This is a genomic window from Candidimonas nitroreducens (assembly GCF_002209565.1).
GTDB classification, from domain to species: Bacteria; Pseudomonadota; Gammaproteobacteria; order Burkholderiales; family Burkholderiaceae_B; genus Candidimonas; species Candidimonas nitroreducens.
In genome coordinates this window covers 137,837-154,243 of record NZ_NJIH01000011.1, presented here as the reverse complement: position 1 = coordinate 154,243, position 16,407 = coordinate 137,837, and the positions used below count along the sequence as shown (strand labels likewise).

The following is a 16,407-nucleotide window of genomic DNA, read 5'->3' as shown; positions in this document are numbered from 1 at the left end:
ATAGTCGAGCTGAGTTGGTCGAGCTTTTTGCGGGAGGAGCCTACGCATCATTACTCGCCGTATTGGAGGGGTACGTACATCGAGCGATTCTAGTGGAAATCGACCCAGCAATTTGCGCTCTGTGGCGCACGGTGTTTTCAGCTGACGCTAGAAAATTATGCTCTCGAATTCGAGGCTTTCGCTTCACAGAAGAGAGCGTTGAAGAGTTGCTCGATAAAAAATTCAGAACAGATGTTGGGCTCGCTTTTCAGACGATTGTAAAGAATCGTGCTAGGCGAGGGGGTATTCTTGCTGATGGAGCAGGAATACTTCGAACAGGAGAACGCAATAAGGGAGTGTCATCCCGATGGTATCCTCAGACTCTAATTGATCGCATTAAGCGCCTCAATGAATATGCGAACAATTTTAAAGTGATTGAAGAGGATGCTCTCGAATACTTAACGCTCTTGCATCGTCGGCGCCACCCTGTAAAGCTTTTCGTTGACCCACCATACACAAAACTATCTGAACCTGGAGTGAAGCCACTATATAGATTCAATTATATCAACCATGCAAAATTGTTTGGAAAACTTCATCAAACATCGCATGATATTTTAATAACATACGATGATAGCGATTTTGTTAGAAAGAAAGCAACGCAACACGAATTCAATATTAAGCGCATTTTAATGCGCACTGCTCACTCCGTAAAGAAGCACGAGCTATTATTAACTAGACGATAATGGTGGCTCATCTTCCAACTGAAAAAGATCAAGCTGACGAGGAAGTGTATACAGTGACACCTCCAAGGTCATTGACGATCCTTCTCTACTGCCAGTAATACGTGCCCGGACTGCCGAATCACCTCTTTCACCCACAGAGATTTCCCCCGAATCAGTTGTCCAATTATCCTGTGTGAGGCTCACCGAGACTCTCAAAACGCGCTCAGTCTTGGATGAGTGCTCTCGTTTGTCTTCCCATCGACGAGTGACCGCACCACGTCGATCCACTGACTCAAGCGAGGGAGCAGTGATTGCGGCCGAATCGTCTTCAAAAAGATTTCCAGACTCAGCGAATAGCCCAATCCGGGATGGATTTGCCGTCGCGACCAGAACAATGCCATTCTCGAAGCCTCCAGACTGAATACTCTTTCGTTTTTTTAATCGATTTAGTTCGGTGCGACTGATTTTTAATTGGCGCAATATTCCATCTATGACTTCCTCGACATCAGAGAGCTCTTCAAGCAATTTGTCATGGCCACGAGCGTCAAGCGCCTCGATTGCCTCCTCAACAAGCTTTTCTCGTAGAGCGAGCAACAAGTCATCACCTGAAAGGCGAACAATTTTTGCTACCTCTCCACCAGAGGTTATTTTACCCGGCACACCATCACGCACTAGCTTATGAAATTCCCGAGTTTCGTCCAATTGATCGAATGGTTGAGCAATATCGATTTGCGCCTTAGTTTGTATGAGCTGATAATAAGCATGAGACAACATGCCGCCCTCCAAATAGACTACAGCATCAATCTTTTTTGCAAGCGCCCCAACTGTTTCTAGTAGATTTTTGTTTCGAAGTAGATCATTATCGGCCGGTTGCAGCCGAATTTGCTTAACTTGAGAACGCTCCCGCTCCGCTTCCGCCTTTAATTGCTCTACATCTGCGGCATTCTTAATTATCAAGGTTTTGTCCCAAGCCGCTTTGCGCCGCCTGGATGCGTTTCTATGCCGCTCTTGAACTAGATACGGCTCATGGTACCAAGGGAATATCGGCTGCGATGAAAATCTTAAAGGCACGCCAACAAACCACATAATACTCAGTGGCTCGCCAGACATTTCTGCAATGCGGCGAGACTGGAGTGCTATTTCACGGATCCATTCATCTTTGCTAATGGCTCTCCGCCAGTCGTACGGCGCCGCAAGAGCCCTGCGTACCCATTGGCCGTCGTGATCAGGGGCAATACAAAATCCCTTGTAAAATTTCTTGTATTGGATGGAAAATTTTTTGGAATCAAATGTTGAATCAGAAGCTAATGAGCCTTTTTTTGTATCGACAATTATCTTATCGTGACTGTTGTAATAGAGCCCTTCCGGAAGACCCCATAAGCATTCGATATGAACCTTTCTCACTCCTGGAGCGGCATAAGCAAAAGCAGAACTAACGGCTGGGATGAAGTTGTGAAAGATGAATGCAATTGGCTCGCTAATATTTGCCTGCTTAAAATTTTCGAGAGTGCCTTTCAAAAACTCCAAGGCAGCTCGGCTGTCGCGCACCTCGCACGTGCGCGGCAGAAGTTGACGCTTTGTTTGCTCATTCGTTTCTATATCCGTACGAATAACGAGTGAGTATTCACAAAGCTTCTCTATGTCGCGAAGGAGATCACAAGGAATTTCACCAAAAATGATCTTGGAGAGGACACCGACATCATCCAAGACAAATATCGGGCATGATGGCATGCCGAGCTTTTTATAGATTTCGACGTTTTTAATTTTATGAAACTTTCTTGCGTGCTCTTCTGAAATCTCTTTCAAACATTCAAGTGTCGGTGTAGTGCCCTTCTGGCGTTGTAGCACTTTAGTTTGTGCAGTTGGGTCGAAGCCATCTCGCTTAATAGCTTCATCCACCTGAACTAAATAAACAGCTTTGCCATCCCAAACCCATTCAAAATGAACTCGCGTATCACGTTTGTATGCCCACCATGCAGCAGGCTCAAGCGCACGCGAAATTGACACGCTGAGCGTGCAGCTCAAGGGAAGGGAGAACGCCGCGTCGTTCTGACGACGACGCCATTGCCGCAAATTGATCTGAAAATAAGGATCCGGTACCGGCGTTTCAACTTCGCCAAGCCAGTCTCGAGCCTCCTGTACATACTGTCTCTCGTCCGATAAATGCCCCTTCGCGGCGATCGGAACCACAGCACGTTGAACAATTAAGCAAACCTGCTCAGACGACAAACCTAGGGACAACGCGATCTGTTGGAGGCATATTTCGAGTGCACGAGCAAGGTCGGTGACAGTAGTCTGCTCAGAATGAAATCGCCCTCGTTGCGCGATTGTTTCAGTAACACCTGATGAGCGAACCCAAACGGTGGTACCGCCAGATATTCCAATGCCATTTAACGCACCAGCCATGCGAGCCGCCCACCATTTGATACACTGGGCCTTTTTTCTAGGCGTCGCTCGGGAATAATCTTCGTACAGTTTGGACGAAGCCACAATAAATGGAAGTGTCCAAATACTAGGGATGCAACTCAGCCCATAGGCTTTTTGCCCCACGAGTTCCTTCGTGATTAGATGTGCCGGAACAATTCGAGTATTGGTCGCGTCTACGATCGTTATCGGGCGTTGCGGTTGAATAGCCACGACTATGAAGACCGAGTGGATGTCCCAAATAGCACGTTTGCGATTTCATGCAGCTTTGCGACTGCTTGATCACCAAAGTACCCTATAAGAAAGCCTGTTCCAACAATGCCAGGCGCTCGACTCTGTACAGCAAAAGAAATGAGTTTGCTCTGTATTAGCGCACCGATCGCGAATGCAACGCTTGCAGCTATTAATGGTGAGATAAATCGCCAGAGCCGCCGGTCTTCGTGCCAATACCCTCTTGCCACAACTCTATAGAGATACTTCAAGCAAAACACGGTTCCGCCAAGTAATCCAGCCGCTGTATAGAAGCCGTAGATGCGAAAAACCTTTGCCTCAGAGGCGGTTAGTTCGAGCCATTTTGGGATATAACCTCGCCATACCACGAAAATGAGAACTAGCGAGAGTGATGCAACTGCTACCGTGTAGACTGCCTCAATGCTTATCTGTCGCCAAGCAGTACCACCTGTATATCGCGTTTGCCATTGATATTGCTGCCGCCCATCCGTGGGATCTCCACTGTCCGGCCCGGGCAAGCGCAATTTGAGCTCATTAGACTCATTAGACGTATCGCCTTTAGACTTCAGCGCCATGCCCGAGTCGAGAGAGCCAACACCATCCCTTGCTGCACTTTCACTTGCAAATTGGCCAGTGCCGCCGTTTGATTTAGCAACGCCGTATTCGGACTCCGTCTGTCTCCTCAAGACATCGTCATTCATTTTCGGCGGCAGTTTCGAACACTGGCATCAAAGCCATAGCCGTAGCCGAAGCCACATCCAGCCGCGGGCTTTTGTGGTAGTCCATTTCCTCGGCGCTCAGTCCAAGTTTGTACCCGATTAGACGTCGGAAAAACTGAGATACAGATGCATCCAAGATGGCAACCCGCACATGTGTTGGATTTGCAGCGATGTCAGGGAAAAATGCCAGGTATTCACTACTGCCGACAACTTGGGCAATGTCGGCCACATTCATCATATGAAACACGATGCCAGATGAATCTAAATCCTCAACATCGATACCATCAAACGGCACTATGTGCAGATGAGCATGGTCGGTACCACAGCCGGTAGCCGACCCTTCATGGTTTGCTCCATGTTCAAATGCAATCACAGAACCGTAGGCATCGCGCACCTTTCCAGCTATATCTGAGACAAATGCGCCGAAATTACTGCTTCCGTAGTGGGCGCGGAGTGACACACAGTGCTCGTTAGGGACGATAAGCGTCCACCCTTCTACCAATGATCCGATTGAAGGGATGGCAAAGTAACGCCCATCACTGGCCAACTTCGTGTCAGCTACGCCGAAGGATTGCTGGTTTTCACTTACCGCGCAGAATCTGCACCTATTTTCCATTTTTGCCCACCGCTGTTCTCGTTGTATGGTAGCACTTGTTTACTTTACGAAGATCGATCGGGCACTAAGTCGAGGCTTCGTACCTCGTCAATTTGAAAGGATTGAAATAGGGTAGATACACGTCCAATTACAACACGCTCAGAACATCACTTGTGCATGAAAGCCCAGCATGGCTCCACTTAACTCTTTGATTCTGAATAAAAATTAGATTTTGGTCAAGCTCTATCAGCTCATCAATATGCCCGAGCAGATGCGATACGTTGCAGCCAAACTACCCTGCCAACAGCACCGCTCCAGGCTTGAACTCGTCCTTGAAATATCTTTTACTTCATGCCATCGGGCAGCCGTCGGCAAATTGACTATCAAGTCACTACCACTTCGGCTCGAAGGAGCAACCTGGTTTCACTTTAGTTTTTTACCACGCATTGCACCACTCACACCCTATAAGACAGTTGAAGATCATAGTTTCATTTCAACCCTCGTCTTCGCGCCCGCCGGACAGCAGCGAAGACGGGGAAATGCCAAAGCTGGCGCGGAAGCGCCGGGTGAAATGGGACAAGTCGTTGAAGCCCGCCGCAAACGCGGCGGCCGACACCGAAGCGTGCCGGCCTGCGGCAAGCCCGCGCCGGGCCAGATGCAATCTTTCGCGGATGACGTGCTGCTCGAAACTGCAATCGGCATAGCGCTCGAACAGGCGATGCAGCGTCCGCACCGACATCCCCGCCGCCGCAGCCGCGCCGCCGGCGTCCAGCTCTACATCGGCGATGTGCTGCGCGACATGGCGCAACACGGCCTCGTAGCGCGCACGGGCAATGGCGGCGGCGCCCTGCGCGCCGGGCTGCTGGCTCAAGCAGCTGGCCACATAATCGGCCACGCTTTCCAGCAGCAAATGTGCGTGGGAATCCGTAAGCGGCTGCGCCCGCTCGGTCAGCATTCTCAGCGTGTGCGCGATCAGCGGCGTAAGCACGAAGTCCGACGCAATGCGCACCGGGCCACGCCAATTCGCCAGGCTGCGCGTGCGCGCAGCCAATAGCGACTTGGGCAGCATCACGATGCGCCGGTCGACTTCTTGAGGGAAAAACAGGCTGAATGGCAGGCCGCTGTCGACGATGCCCACGTCGCCGGAGTTCAACACCACATCACTGCGGTTCTGGGTAAGACGGCTCTGGCCACGGTATTGCAGGCTGACCATGAGGTAGCCGCCGTCGGTGCGGCCGACCTGTCGCGGTGTACGCGTGACTTCGTGGCCGGACGAGCGGAAATTGACGAAGCGCGCGCCCACCTGGTTCAGGCTGCTGATGCTGCCGCGAAACAGCCCCCCGCCCACGGGAGGTTCCTGCATCGTCATGTCGACGTCCAGCACCGCCTGGCAGATGACGTCGTTCCAGTAATCGACCCGCTGCTGCCTGGAGCCTTGGGCCTTCCACCGGCGCCAGTCCTCGGCGCACCGCTGCGACTGCGATTCCGATTCCATGTGTCTAGGGCCTGTCGCCCGTGGCGCTGTCAGTCATGTCGTGTGGCACGCAAGGCCAAGACACCAGCGGGCAGCATCAATCAATATAGTGGCTGAAACCGCGCCAACCGTGGCGCAGCAGTGTTCCGATCGACAGCCCGGGCCGGCTATGGCTCAGGCGCCACGTAAGAAAGCATGCAAACGATTATACCGACAGAGAGACTCGAACAAGGCCGCAAGGTCGCCGACACCTGCGTGCACTTCGGCTTCTGTACCTCGGTCTGCCCGACCTACGTCCTGGATCACGAAGAGAACGACTCGCCGCGCGGCAGAATCGCCCTGATCAAGGACATGCTTGCCGAAGGCGGCAAGCCCCCGGCGGCCACGGTTCTCCACGTCGACCGCTGCCTGTCCTGCCTGTCGTGCGCGACCACTTGCGCGGCCGGCGTGGACTACCGCAGCTTGATCGACACGGCGCGCGAATACATAGAGCAGTCCGGCGTGCGCCCCTTGAGCGAGCGCCTCAAGCGCAAGGCGCTGTCGTACATCATGACCCATCCGCGCCTGCTGAGCGTCGCGACGCGGGCGGCTCATGTGGCAGGCGGGGCCGCCGCACGCCTGCCGGGCACTCTGGGCACGCTCGCGCGGCTGTCCAACGCCAGGGCGGTCGGCGCATTCGCCGCCCGCGGCCTGGGCCCGGACGAAGGCATACGCGCCGGCTCCCTCAACGCCGGCAAGGTGACCCTGCTGGATGGCTGCGTGCAGTCCGCACTGGGCCGCGAGATCAACGACGCAGCGCGCCGGCTGCTGGGCCGCATGGGCATAGAGGTGGTCGACAGCGGCCTGGCAGGCCGCTGCTGCGGCGCGCTGGATCTGCACCTGGGTCATCGCGGCGCCGCACAGCGGCACGCCGCGCGGCTGGTGGACACCTGGCACACGCTGCTGGAACAAGGCGAAATCGAAGCCATCGTGGTGACGACCTCGGGCTGCGGATCCGTCATCCGGCACTACAGCGAGCTGTTCCAGGACGACCCGCCGCGCCGCGAACGCGCCGCGCGGGTCGAGCAGGCCTGCGTGGACATCACGCAATTCCTGAATGCGCGCGCGCAGGATCTGCCATTGACAAGCCCCATACCGGCACGCGTCGCCTATCACGACTCGTGTTCGCTCAAGCACGGCCAGAAAATCACGCGCGAGCCGCGGGCGGTGCTGGGGCGCGCCGGATTCGTGGTGGCGGACATCGCCGAAAACCACCTGTGCTGCGGCTCGGCCGGAACCTACAACATCCTGCAGCCCGAAATCGCCGCAAGGCTCGGGCAGCGCAAGGCCGGCAACATCGAAGCCGTACGACCCGACATCATCGCGGCGGGAAACATGGGATGCCTGGTACAGATATCCCTGTACACCGACATACCGGTGGCGCACACCGTGCAGCTGCTGGACTGGGCCGCAGGGGGGCCGCCGCCCCGAGGCATGGAATCTTTCACGCCGGCGGCGCAGCCCGCCGACGAACATGCCGAAGACCCGCTGCACAACGGCGCGGCGAGCGCCGTCCCCGAAACTTCCGATCTGCTTTGGTAAGGAGCCACCGCTTTGGACACCGCCGCATTTCCCGCCACAACTCCGGCCACGCCGCAATCCAGCCTCGACGCATTCTTCAAAGACATGCGCGGCGAGCTGGGGCCCGACGCCGTCTCCACCGCCGACGCGACTCTGGGCCGCTACGGAGAACACACGCTGCCCAGCCCGGACAACCGGCCGGCCGCCGTGCTATACCCGGCCTCGACCGCCGACGTCCAGCGCATCGTCCTGGCGGCGAATCGGCACAAGGTTCAGCTGTTTCCCATCAGCACCGGGCAGAACATCGGCCTGGGCAGCAAGTCCCCCATGTGCTCCGGGCAGATCGTGGTCGATCTGGGCCGCCACATGAACAAAGTGCTCGAAGTCAATGAGACCCTGGGCTATTGCGAGGTGGAGCCCGGCGTCAGCTTCCAGTCCCTGTACGACGAACTGAACAAGCGCGGCAGCCGCCTCATGATGTCCCCGACGGCCGGGCCACCTCAGGGCAGCCTGCTGGGCAATGCCCTGGACAAGGGCGGCGGCGGCGGCGCGGCCGCGGATCATTTCGGCAGTGTCTGCGGCATGGAGGTGGTGCTCGGCAGCGGCGATCTCATCCGCACCGGCGACGGCAGCCTGGAGGCCGCCGAACACCTGAATTGGCACGTCTCCAAGTACAGCTTCGGGCCGGCGCTCGACGGACTGTTCACCCAATCCAACTACGGCATCGTCACGCGAGCCGGCATCTGGCTGATGCTGCGCCCGCCTCACATCGAACCGTTCTTCTTCAGCGCGGCCGACGATGACGACCTGGACGAGGTCATCGAACTCGTGCGCCCGCTGAAGCAGACCAACTTCGTGCCGACCCAGATCCGCGTGACCAACGATCTGTATCTGATCGCGGCGGCGGAAAGCAACCCCGAATATGCCGCTACGGGCGGGCGCAAACAGATCAGCGACGAAGCCCGGCGGGCCTTGCAGCACAAGCACGGCCTGGGAGCCTGGAACATTTCCGGCGCCCTCTTCGGCGCCAGCAAGCAGGCCGTTGCCCCGCAGATCGACAGGCTGCGCGCCCATTTCACCAAGTCCTCGAAGATCCGCTACATCCCGCCCGAAGAGGCGCAGGCCGTGGCGCCGCTGGACATCGCCCGCAAAAACTACCTGGGCATGCCCAGCGACGGCGAACTGCGCATGCTCAACTGGCGCCCCGGCGGAGGCACCGCCTGGTTTCTTCCCGGCATGCCCATGAACGGGCAGATCGCGCACCAGATGCAAAAACATTCGCGCGAAATCTGCCGCCAGCATGGCCTGGAATACATGGTCTCCAACGTTTGCGGGCCGCGTTTCGCCCGCGGCGTGCATACGCTGGTATTCAATCGCAGCGACCCGGACGAGGCGGCCCGCGCCGACCAATGTTATCGGGCACTGGCCGCCAGCTATGCCGAAAGAGGCGTCTTCGTCGGCCGCGCCCCCACCATGTACCAGCAGTTCCATCAAGAGCAGCGCATGCCCGGAATCGTCCAGGCGTGCGACGCCATCAAGCGCGCCCTGGATCCCAACGGCGTCATCGCACCCGGCAAGTACGGCATGCGCTAAACATCCCGCGGCGCCGGCGAGCCGCCGGCCTCCAGGCGCCGCGCCATCACACTCACCAGGAGACAGACATATATGACGCCCATCAAGACGGCCGCCGCCGCGGCTTTGGCCCTGTGTACGCTTGCGGCCGCAAGCCTGTTCCCCGCATCCACCGCGGTCGCGGCAAGCTATCCGGACAGGCCGGTGAAAATCGTCGTGGGATTTCCTCCGGGCGGCGGCAATGACGTACTGGCCCGGCTGCTCGCCGAGCGCCTGCAGACGCAAATGGGCCAGCCCTTCGTGGTCGAGAACCGCCCCGGAGCCAACGGCTTCATCGCCTTCGACGCGGTCAAGCGGGCCAAGCCCGACGGCTACACGCTGCTAATAGGCCCCAGCAGCGGCATGACAGTCAACCCCGCCGTGTACAAGAAGCTGCCTTACGACCCCACCGCCGATTTCGCCCCCGTCAGCATGATAGGCGGCTTCCCCTTGCTGATCGTCGTCAACCCATCTACCCCCTATCACAAGCTGCCCGACCTGATGCAGGCCGCCAGGGCCAAGCCCGGATCCATAGACTACGGATCCGCTGCGACCTCATTCCAGCTGGCAACCGAAATGTTCGCGCAGCAGGCGCATCTGCGCTTCAATCATATCCCTTACAAGGGCAGCGCCCAGGCGGTTCAGGCGGTGCTCGCCAACCAGGTGCCCATGACCTTCGGCGACAGCGCCGCCGTCATCCCGCAAATCCGGGCCGGCAAGCTGCGGCCCCTGGCTGTCACCACCGGCAAGCGGATCGCGTCGCTGCCCCAGGTGCCCACCGTCGCGCAGGCGGGCGGGCCCGACTACCAGATGCTGCTGTGGTCGGGGCTCTTCGCTCCCGCCGGCACTCCCGCCCCCATCGTGGCGGCGCTGCAGCAAGGCGTCCAACAGGCGCTGCACGACCCGAAAATGCAGGCCAGCCTCGGCAAGCTGGGCATCGAGCCCATAGGCAGCAGCGCGGCCGAACTGGCAGCCACGATCAAGAGCCAGATCGCCCAGTACACCAAGGTGGCGAGGCAGGCGAACATCAGCATCCAGTAATTTGTCCGCAGTCCGCGCGCAGGCCGCCTGATCAGGCGGCCTGCGCGCTTACCGCCGCGTAGTCTTCGTCGGACAGCACTACCGTGGCGGCCGCCACGTTCTGTTCCAGATGGGCGACCTGGCTCGTGCCGGGAATAGGCAGTATCACCGGCGAGCGTTTCAGCAGCCAGGCCAGGGCAAGCTGACCGTGCGTGATGTTCAACCGCCGGGCAATCTGCGCGGCCGCCGAGTCGGGGCCGGTCAGTGCGCCCGCGGCCAGCGGATACCAGGGGATGAAACCCATGGCATGCTGCTCGCAGTAATCGAGCACGGCCTCGCTCTGCCGGTCGCTCAGGTTGTAGCGGTTCTGCACGGTGGCGACCGGGAAATATTTCTGCGCCGTCTCGATCTGGGCCATGCCTACTTCGCTCAGGCCCACATGGCGTATCAGGCCTTCCTTGTGCATTTCGGCAATGGCCTCGAACTGCTCGGCCTCGGGCACCTGAGGGTCGATGCGGTGCAACTGCCATAGGTCGATGCGCTCCAGCCCCAGGCGGCGCAGGCTCATCAGCACGCACTGGCGCAGGTATTCGGGCCGGCCCAGCGGTTTCCAGATGTCGGGGCCGTGGCGCACCAGCCCGCCCTTGGTGGCGATCACCATGCCGCGGTACGGATGCAGCGCCTCGCGGATCAGGTCTTCGCTGACGTACGGCCCGTAGCTGTCGGCCGTGTCGATGAAATTGACCCCCAGCTCGGGCGCCCGGGCCAGCGTGGCCCGGGCCTGCGCCAGATCGGCCGGCTCGCCCCAGATGCCCTTGCCCGTGACGCGCATGGCTCCATAGCCCAGGCGGTTGACGGCCAGATCGCCGCCGATAAGAAATTGCCCGGCCGCGGCCGCCGGTAGTTGCGTAGTCATGCTGATATTCTCCTGGACGATGTCTGCGCATGCACGAAGCTTCCCGGATGCACGGAGCCGCTCTGTTCCGGAAAGGCCTGGAAGCGGCTTGCCATGACGAGCCCGCATGCGCAATGCGCGGGGATGAGGCCCACCCCCGTTATTCCCAGCGCGCTCGCCAGGTAGGCGATCGAGGATGCGCTGGATTACCTCCCCAATGTAGCATCTGAACGGGCAGCAATGGCTAGGGGGCGTGCCGCTAGGGGGCATGCCCGCCCCTGGCGGGCAGCCCAAAGACGAAAGTGTCGATGAATAGCCGTCGCAGGTAATGGGCGGAAGAAGCCTCGGGCGCCAGAGCTCCGCCAGCTGGCCGTTCTGCTCTTTGCACCCGGTTGCCTGCCCGGGTCAACCGCCAGCCCGGGTTCGACACACAAGCCCCGCAAATCTGCTAGAATGCCTGTCTTTCTGGGGACGTAGCTCAGCTGGGAGAGCGTCGCGTTCGCAATGCGAAGGTCGGGAGTTCGATCCTCCTCGTCTCCACCAGAATACACGCCTGACTGTTCTCAGTCGGGCGTTTTTTTGGTTAGATTCCCACGTACACCCGGCCACACAAATCGCAGGAATCTGTTCTCTGCTACCGTCGCTTCAAAGTAACAATTACAACATTCATAGCCCTGACGGTGGAGAATGATGAACAGCCACTGCCGGTTGCTGAAGTTTCCCGACAACCTCATCGAGGCCATCACACAATCGAAGCTGCTCATCAAGAGCCGCCTCGTAATGCCTCACCTTAGATAAGGCTCGTTCGCCGCTTGGTTTGCCAAACGACCACATCAGACGCTTATATTTATGAATATTCTCTCTGATTGTGGCATTCGCCTTGAGCAGTTCCTCTGATTGAGCACCTCCAATAGCACCTGAGGCCTCCAATCTCTTAAATGGGAAAAGGGCAGCCCCATCAGGAACCCTCTGCACCATCCGGTTAAACATTTCCGACACACATTGATCTGACTGACTCTCGACATACTCCAAAACTATCGGGGCAACTTCAACAAACGGAGTCCCATCGCTTTCACCCTCCCCATCCGAAAACACAGAGACCCTCCCTTCCTTGCTATATGCCTCCTGATACGCCGGCCCGATGACCTGCCGCTCCGTATGATAAATCTCACCCCGTGTGACATATCCTCTGCACAGAACACCCTCAGTCAAGAGCCTCAGGACGGAGCCCCAACAGTAATGGATTAAATTTATCAATCCCGCAGGGGAGATTTCACTGGAAACAATCACGCAGTCAGATATCTGGACTACTCGAAAATCAAGGTTTTTCCTTACTCGATGCGCCGCAGGACAACACACCGGCCCATAGGCGTCGAACACACTTCGAGCCTCAGTTGGCCCAAGTGTCTGTGCCAAACGTAAGAGATCGTCCAAAGACATGTCATCATGGCGCGATGCTCTGTTAACCAAATTTTTGAACCCGAGAATGTCAACGAATGCAACAAATTTGTCAGAGAACTCTGCCACCTCTCTCTCCTATGCTGTAGCGGCCTGACCACGACAGCCTATCTCGCACAAGGCAAAGCTGGGAAAACCTGTGGGAACAAACCTCCATGTGAATCAGGGGCAATTCGAAAACCTCCAGCGGTGATCAGAGCCCAAAAGAGATTCGGAAAAATAATCGCAGGTACGTTGCCTGGTTTTCTCCCCCGAACGTCAATCAGGCAACGACCTGCACAGTGCAAGGTCATGCCTAAGCGTTCCACATCTCACCCAACACCTCACCTGTTGCAGCGCCAGCTCCGCAGCGGCATCCGCCATATCTAAAGGATACTTGTATTTGCGCAGTATGCGCTTAACCATCAACCGCAGGCCGGCGTGCCGACTCAATGCTGGACAAGAAACGCTTTACCCTACCGCGACACCCATAGCACGGCAACCAGTGAACAGGAGAAGCCAAACTCCCGCAGCTTCTCAGCTCAATTCCTCAGCCTTGTAAAATCGATATCATTTATATAAGGTGATATCAAACATGGCAAATGAAGGATTTGCATCATGGCCTCTATCACCGTCAGAAATATCCCCGAGGAAGTGCATCGCGCCATCCGGGTTCGGGCAGCCATGCATGGCCACAGCACCGAGGCAGAGGTTCGCAGCATCTTGGAACAAGCCGCAAGGCCCGAGGGGCGCATCAAGCTTGGTTCGATGCTGGCTTCCATCGCCCGCGAGGCGGGCAGCCTGACCCACGCCGAAGTCGAAACCATCAACCGGCAGCGCGACAAGACACCGGCCGAACCAATGAGCTTCGAATGCTCGTCATTGATACCAACGTAATATCCGAACTCTGGAAGGCCCAGCCTGCACCCCAGGTGGTGGCATGGATGGGCGCGCAAATGATCGAAACGCTGTATTTGTCCGCCATCACCGTGGCTGAACTGCGTTTCGGCCTGGCGGCCATGCCGCAAGGCAAGCGCCGGGCCACCTACCTGGAGCTGCTGGAGCGCAAAGTGATCCCGGCCTTCGCCGGGCGCGTCCTGCCCTTCGGCCTGGACGCATCGCGGGCCTATGCCGAGCTGATGGCAGCCGCCAGGGTGGCAGGTAACGCCATAGGAAAGGCCGACGGCTACATCGCGGCCTCGGCCGCCACGCGCGCTTATACCGTCGCCACACGCGACATCAGCCCCGTTGAAGCAACAGGGCTGGCCATCATCAACCCGTAGGAAGGCAAGTAAGCGGCCTGCCCTGAATAAACTTTTGGCGGGCCTCACTTGATGCAGCGGACAAGGCTGCAGGGCTCGGCGCGTCGGCCCCTGCGGCGCCCGATTAGCTCAAATGAATGAATCACCTTCGCGTGCCGCCTGATAGACTTTTGGCCTAGCCGATCGCGGATCGGGATCTATATGCCTATATACCTATGTCCGCGCGCACACGCCGCCGGCGAACAGAACAAGAAGGCAACAAGGCAATAAAGCAACAAGGCAACAAGGCAACAAGGGGACGACATGGAAGGCAAGGGAACGGGCCCGGCGCTGGCAGCGATGGGCGTCACGACCGCGCTGGCGCTGCTGTTGATCTACATCGCCTGGAAGCGCCCCGACCTCCACGACCACATGCTCGGGGCGGTGCTGGGCGGCATCTTGCTGGTGGCCGTGCTGGCCGGGGTGATCCTGTTCTTCGTGCTTCCGGACAACCGGAGGCCTACCGCCTTCTTCCTTACCTTCTTCGTCACGCTGACGCTGCCCGGCAGCGTATTCCTGATTGCGCGGGCCTACTCCGGATTGCGCCTCAATAGCTACGATCTCGATGCGCCGGGCATGCCCTCGCCGCTGCTGTTCCTGTTGCCCTATATCGTGGTGATGGCCTTGCTGTTCCTGCGCATGGTGAGCTGGTCCATGACATTCGAACCCGCGCCGGGCTCCCATGCGATCAGTGCGCAAGACCTGCGCCAACGCATGCTGGTAATGAACAGCGGTGCCGAATTCCCCTTTACCGTCAGCCCCGGAAAACGCGCCGACGAGGTCATCGTGGACTGGAAATACGCCGACGCTGCGTGGCTCGATCTGATGCGCATACACAAGATCTCGTCGCTGTCCCGCATCACCATCCGCTTCGACGAAACCGATCACACGGCGCGGGTACACGAACAAGAAATCCAGTTCAACGCCTCGGGCGGGCTGGACGGCCTGAACCTTTCATTCAATATGAAATGGGGTGCCGTCACGTTCTACGAACACCACAAGGAAACGGTCTACGGCATACAGATCGAGCATGGCCGGCCGGTGGCCAAGCTCAGCTACTCCTATGAGTTCGACATCCGGGAAATGCGCGACCCCTTGCTGAAACTGACCACCGAGAACGGCTGGCGCTTCAAATGCGTACCGCTGTTCGTCAAGTGGCTGACCGGATAGGCGCCCCCGCCCTTCGGCAGCCATGATGGCGCAGCGACCCTGCTCCACGGCATCGGTAACCACACCTGACGGATCTTCGGATCTTCAGCCCAGCGTCTTGTTTTGCGGGGCCGCGGGATCCAAGCCGGCGGCGCGCCCGCTCGCCTGGCTGGCTTCACGCATGCCCCGCGCCAGCCTTCTGGCGGATTCGGCTTCTTCACGCAAGACCTGCAATTCGGCCGGGCTGACTCTCGCCGCGTTGCAGTAGTCCAGCTTCCAGTCGGGATCGTCGCACCAGCGCTGCGGATTCTGCACCGTGGCGCGCGGCCCGGGCGCGCTTTCCAGCACTTGCAAGGCGAGCGCCAGCGTGCGCCGCTGGGACTCGGAATCGTGCGGCCTGCCGGCGCCATTGCCCAGCGGGAAATCGCTGAACAGAAACCGGGGCACGCCGCAGTATTCGACGACGTCCTTGGCGCAGCCCATGATCACCGTGGCGATACCATGGGCCTCCAGATGCCGGGCCAGCAGGCTGACGGTCTGGTGGCACACGGGGCAGTTGGGCACCAGAATGGCGGCGTCGACCCGATCTTCGAGGCAGCGCCGCAGAATCTCTGCACAGTCCACGGCCAGCGTGTGCCGCTGGCTGCGGTTCGTGGGTGCGCCATGAAACCGGGCGGCGAGCCGGCCGACGCGCCCCTCCTGCAACGACTCGCGCAATGCTGCCAGCGGAAACCACGTTCTGGAATCTTCCATGCTGGTGTGCTTGCGGTCTATGGCGACATGGGAAATCCGCAGGTCGGGATCGCATCCGGTCGGCAGCGAATACACCTCATAGAACTTAGCCGCCGCGTTGTACGGCGCGCCCGGCCCCTGCGGGCCTTTGCCTTCCTGGTACGGCGCGGCAGTGGTGATGAGCGTCACGGTGGCGGCCGACAATGGCTTGCCCAGCGCATGAAAGGGAACGTCCGTATAGTGGGCCCAGGTATACGGGTTGTCATACCCCAGGGCCAGGTACCATTCGCGGGTACGCTGCATGTAGGCAATGGGTTGGTCGAACATGGGCGCGAACCCAAGATCTTGCTGGTCGCTGCTAGCACTCACGGCCGCTTCCTTCGATTGGACGGTTCACAAATACTAGCACTGGTGCAATGGCGTTCGGATCGCAGACACCCGGCGGCGGCAAATTCCTCGCCGCTCCGTTCAAGAACCCCGGCATAGGCCGGGCAGCGGCCCGGCAGTATCATACGTAATGCTCAGCTGGCCCGGCAAAGAAACTCCGGAGGTTCTATG

General features: G+C 58.4%; 14 protein-coding genes, 1 tRNA gene and 1 pseudogene. 8 read left to right on the top strand and 8 right to left on the bottom strand.

Annotated features, from left to right (window positions below; translation table 11 throughout):
• Positions 1-92 precede the first annotated feature (92 nt).
• Positions 93-722 (top strand): hypothetical protein, encoded by a 630-nt coding sequence (locus CEY11_RS25240; protein ID WP_143322951.1) that lies wholly within the window; start codon positions 93-95, stop codon positions 720-722.
• On the opposite strand, the gene CEY11_RS19430 is transcribed toward CEY11_RS25240, so the two are convergent.
• The 4 genes from CEY11_RS19430 to CEY11_RS19420 form a co-directional block, all read right to left on the bottom strand.
• Positions 708-3,251 carry a nucleoside triphosphate pyrophosphohydrolase gene (locus CEY11_RS19430; protein ID WP_088605075.1) on the bottom strand — a complete coding sequence of 848 codons (2,544 nt, stop codon included), beginning with the start codon at positions 3,249-3,251 and terminating at the stop codon, positions 708-710. The genes CEY11_RS25240 and CEY11_RS19430 overlap by 15 nt on opposite strands.
• An 89-nt stretch (positions 3,252-3,340) precedes the next feature.
• Positions 3,341-4,057, bottom strand: a complete 717-nt coding sequence (locus tag CEY11_RS25235; RefSeq protein WP_143322948.1) for a hypothetical protein — start codon at positions 4,055-4,057, stop codon at positions 3,341-3,343.
• The gene (locus CEY11_RS19425) at positions 4,050-4,691 is read right to left on the bottom strand and encodes an HIT family protein (protein WP_088605074.1); all 642 of its coding nucleotides are present in this window, start codon (positions 4,689-4,691) and stop codon (positions 4,050-4,052) included. Before CEY11_RS19425 ends, CEY11_RS25235 begins: the two co-directional genes overlap by 8 nt.
• Positions 4,692-5,163: 472 nt before the next feature.
• The gene (locus CEY11_RS19420) at positions 5,164-6,165 is read right to left on the bottom strand and encodes a helix-turn-helix domain-containing protein (RefSeq protein WP_088605073.1); all 1,002 of its coding nucleotides are present in this window, start codon (positions 6,163-6,165) and stop codon (positions 5,164-5,166) included.
• Between the two features lie 174 nt (positions 6,166-6,339).
• Here CEY11_RS19420 and glcF point away from each other — a divergent pair, with 174 nt between their 5' ends.
• From glcF to CEY11_RS19405, 3 genes are all read left to right on the top strand, one after another.
• A complete protein-coding gene (glcF, locus tag CEY11_RS19415; RefSeq protein WP_088605072.1) occupies positions 6,340-7,725 on the top strand; it encodes a glycolate oxidase subunit GlcF in 1,386 nt (461 codons plus the stop codon).
• A gap of 12 nt (positions 7,726-7,737) precedes the next feature.
• Positions 7,738-9,297 (top strand): FAD-binding oxidoreductase, encoded by a 1,560-nt coding sequence (locus tag CEY11_RS19410; RefSeq protein WP_233154987.1) that lies wholly within the window; start codon positions 7,738-7,740, stop codon positions 9,295-9,297.
• 72 nt (positions 9,298-9,369) lie between these two features.
• On the top strand, positions 9,370-10,356 hold the full coding sequence (locus tag CEY11_RS19405; RefSeq protein ID WP_233154986.1) for a Bug family tripartite tricarboxylate transporter substrate binding protein: 987 nt from the start codon (positions 9,370-9,372) through the stop codon (positions 10,354-10,356).
• A 31-nt stretch (positions 10,357-10,387) separates the two neighbouring features.
• On the opposite strand, the gene CEY11_RS19400 is transcribed toward CEY11_RS19405, so the two are convergent.
• On the bottom strand, positions 10,388-11,251 hold the full coding sequence (locus CEY11_RS19400) for an aldo/keto reductase (protein ID WP_088605071.1): 864 nt from the start codon (positions 11,249-11,251) through the stop codon (positions 10,388-10,390).
• Positions 11,252-11,697: 446 nt separating this feature from the next.
• Between CEY11_RS19400 and CEY11_RS19395 the strand changes: the two genes are divergently transcribed.
• Positions 11,698-11,773: transfer RNA gene (locus tag CEY11_RS19395), tRNA-Ala, on the top strand.
• Between the two features lie 123 nt (positions 11,774-11,896).
• On the opposite strand, the gene CEY11_RS25585 is transcribed toward CEY11_RS19395, so the two are convergent.
• On the bottom strand, positions 11,897-12,757 hold the full coding sequence (locus tag CEY11_RS25585) for a hypothetical protein (RefSeq protein WP_198958941.1): 861 nt from the start codon (positions 12,755-12,757) through the stop codon (positions 11,897-11,899).
• Between the two features lie 226 nt (positions 12,758-12,983).
• Positions 12,984-13,117: pseudogene (locus CEY11_RS25230) on the bottom strand (type I restriction enzyme endonuclease domain-containing protein); the annotation flags it as partial.
• A 168-nt stretch (positions 13,118-13,285) separates the two neighbouring features.
• On the opposite strand from CEY11_RS25230, the gene CEY11_RS19385 reads away from it, so the two are divergent.
• The 3 genes from CEY11_RS19385 to CEY11_RS19375 all read left to right on the top strand — a co-directional run bounded on the left by CEY11_RS19385 (position 13,286) and on the right by CEY11_RS19375 (position 15,138).
• On the top strand, positions 13,286-13,564 hold the full coding sequence (locus CEY11_RS19385; protein ID WP_088605070.1) for a FitA-like ribbon-helix-helix domain-containing protein: 279 nt from the start codon (positions 13,286-13,288) through the stop codon (positions 13,562-13,564).
• Positions 13,540-13,950: a type II toxin-antitoxin system VapC family toxin gene (locus tag CEY11_RS19380; RefSeq protein ID WP_088605069.1), complete on the top strand. Its 411-nt coding sequence runs from the start codon at positions 13,540-13,542 to the stop codon at positions 13,948-13,950. Before CEY11_RS19385 ends, CEY11_RS19380 begins: the two co-directional genes overlap by 25 nt.
• Before the next feature lie 282 nt (positions 13,951-14,232).
• Positions 14,233-15,138 (top strand): hypothetical protein, encoded by a 906-nt coding sequence (locus CEY11_RS19375; protein ID WP_088605068.1) that lies wholly within the window; start codon positions 14,233-14,235, stop codon positions 15,136-15,138.
• A gap of 84 nt (positions 15,139-15,222) precedes the next feature.
• On the opposite strand, the gene CEY11_RS19370 is transcribed toward CEY11_RS19375, so the two are convergent.
• Positions 15,223-16,218: a glycine reductase gene (locus CEY11_RS19370; RefSeq protein WP_088605067.1), complete on the bottom strand. Its 996-nt coding sequence runs from the start codon at positions 16,216-16,218 to the stop codon at positions 15,223-15,225.
• Between the last annotated feature and the right edge of the window lie 189 nt (positions 16,219-16,407).

What these genes read in the sequence shown, in the direction of transcription:
- CEY11_RS25235 (WP_143322948.1), bottom strand. Translation starts at nt 4,057, where the DNA reads ATGAATGACGATGTCTTGAGGAGACAGACGGAGTCCGAATACGGCGTT.
- CEY11_RS19425 (WP_088605074.1), bottom strand. Translation starts at nt 4,691, where the DNA reads ATGGAAAATAGGTGCAGATTCTGCGCGGTAAGTGAAAACCAGCAATCC.
- CEY11_RS19420 (WP_088605073.1), bottom strand. Translation starts at nt 6,165, where the DNA reads ATGGAATCGGAATCGCAGTCGCAGCGGTGCGCCGAGGACTGGCGCCGG.
- glcF (WP_088605072.1), top strand. Translation starts at nt 6,340, where the DNA reads ATGCAAACGATTATACCGACAGAGAGACTCGAACAAGGCCGCAAGGTC.
- CEY11_RS19405 (WP_233154986.1), top strand. Translation starts at nt 9,370, where the DNA reads ATGACGCCCATCAAGACGGCCGCCGCCGCGGCTTTGGCCCTGTGTACG.
- CEY11_RS19400 (WP_088605071.1), bottom strand. Translation starts at nt 11,251, where the DNA reads ATGACTACGCAACTACCGGCGGCCGCGGCCGGGCAATTTCTTATCGGC.
- CEY11_RS19385 (WP_088605070.1), top strand. Translation starts at nt 13,286, where the DNA reads ATGGCCTCTATCACCGTCAGAAATATCCCCGAGGAAGTGCATCGCGCC.
- CEY11_RS19380 (WP_088605069.1), top strand. Translation starts at nt 13,540, where the DNA reads ATGCTCGTCATTGATACCAACGTAATATCCGAACTCTGGAAGGCCCAG.
- CEY11_RS19375 (WP_088605068.1), top strand. Translation starts at nt 14,233, where the DNA reads ATGGAAGGCAAGGGAACGGGCCCGGCGCTGGCAGCGATGGGCGTCACG.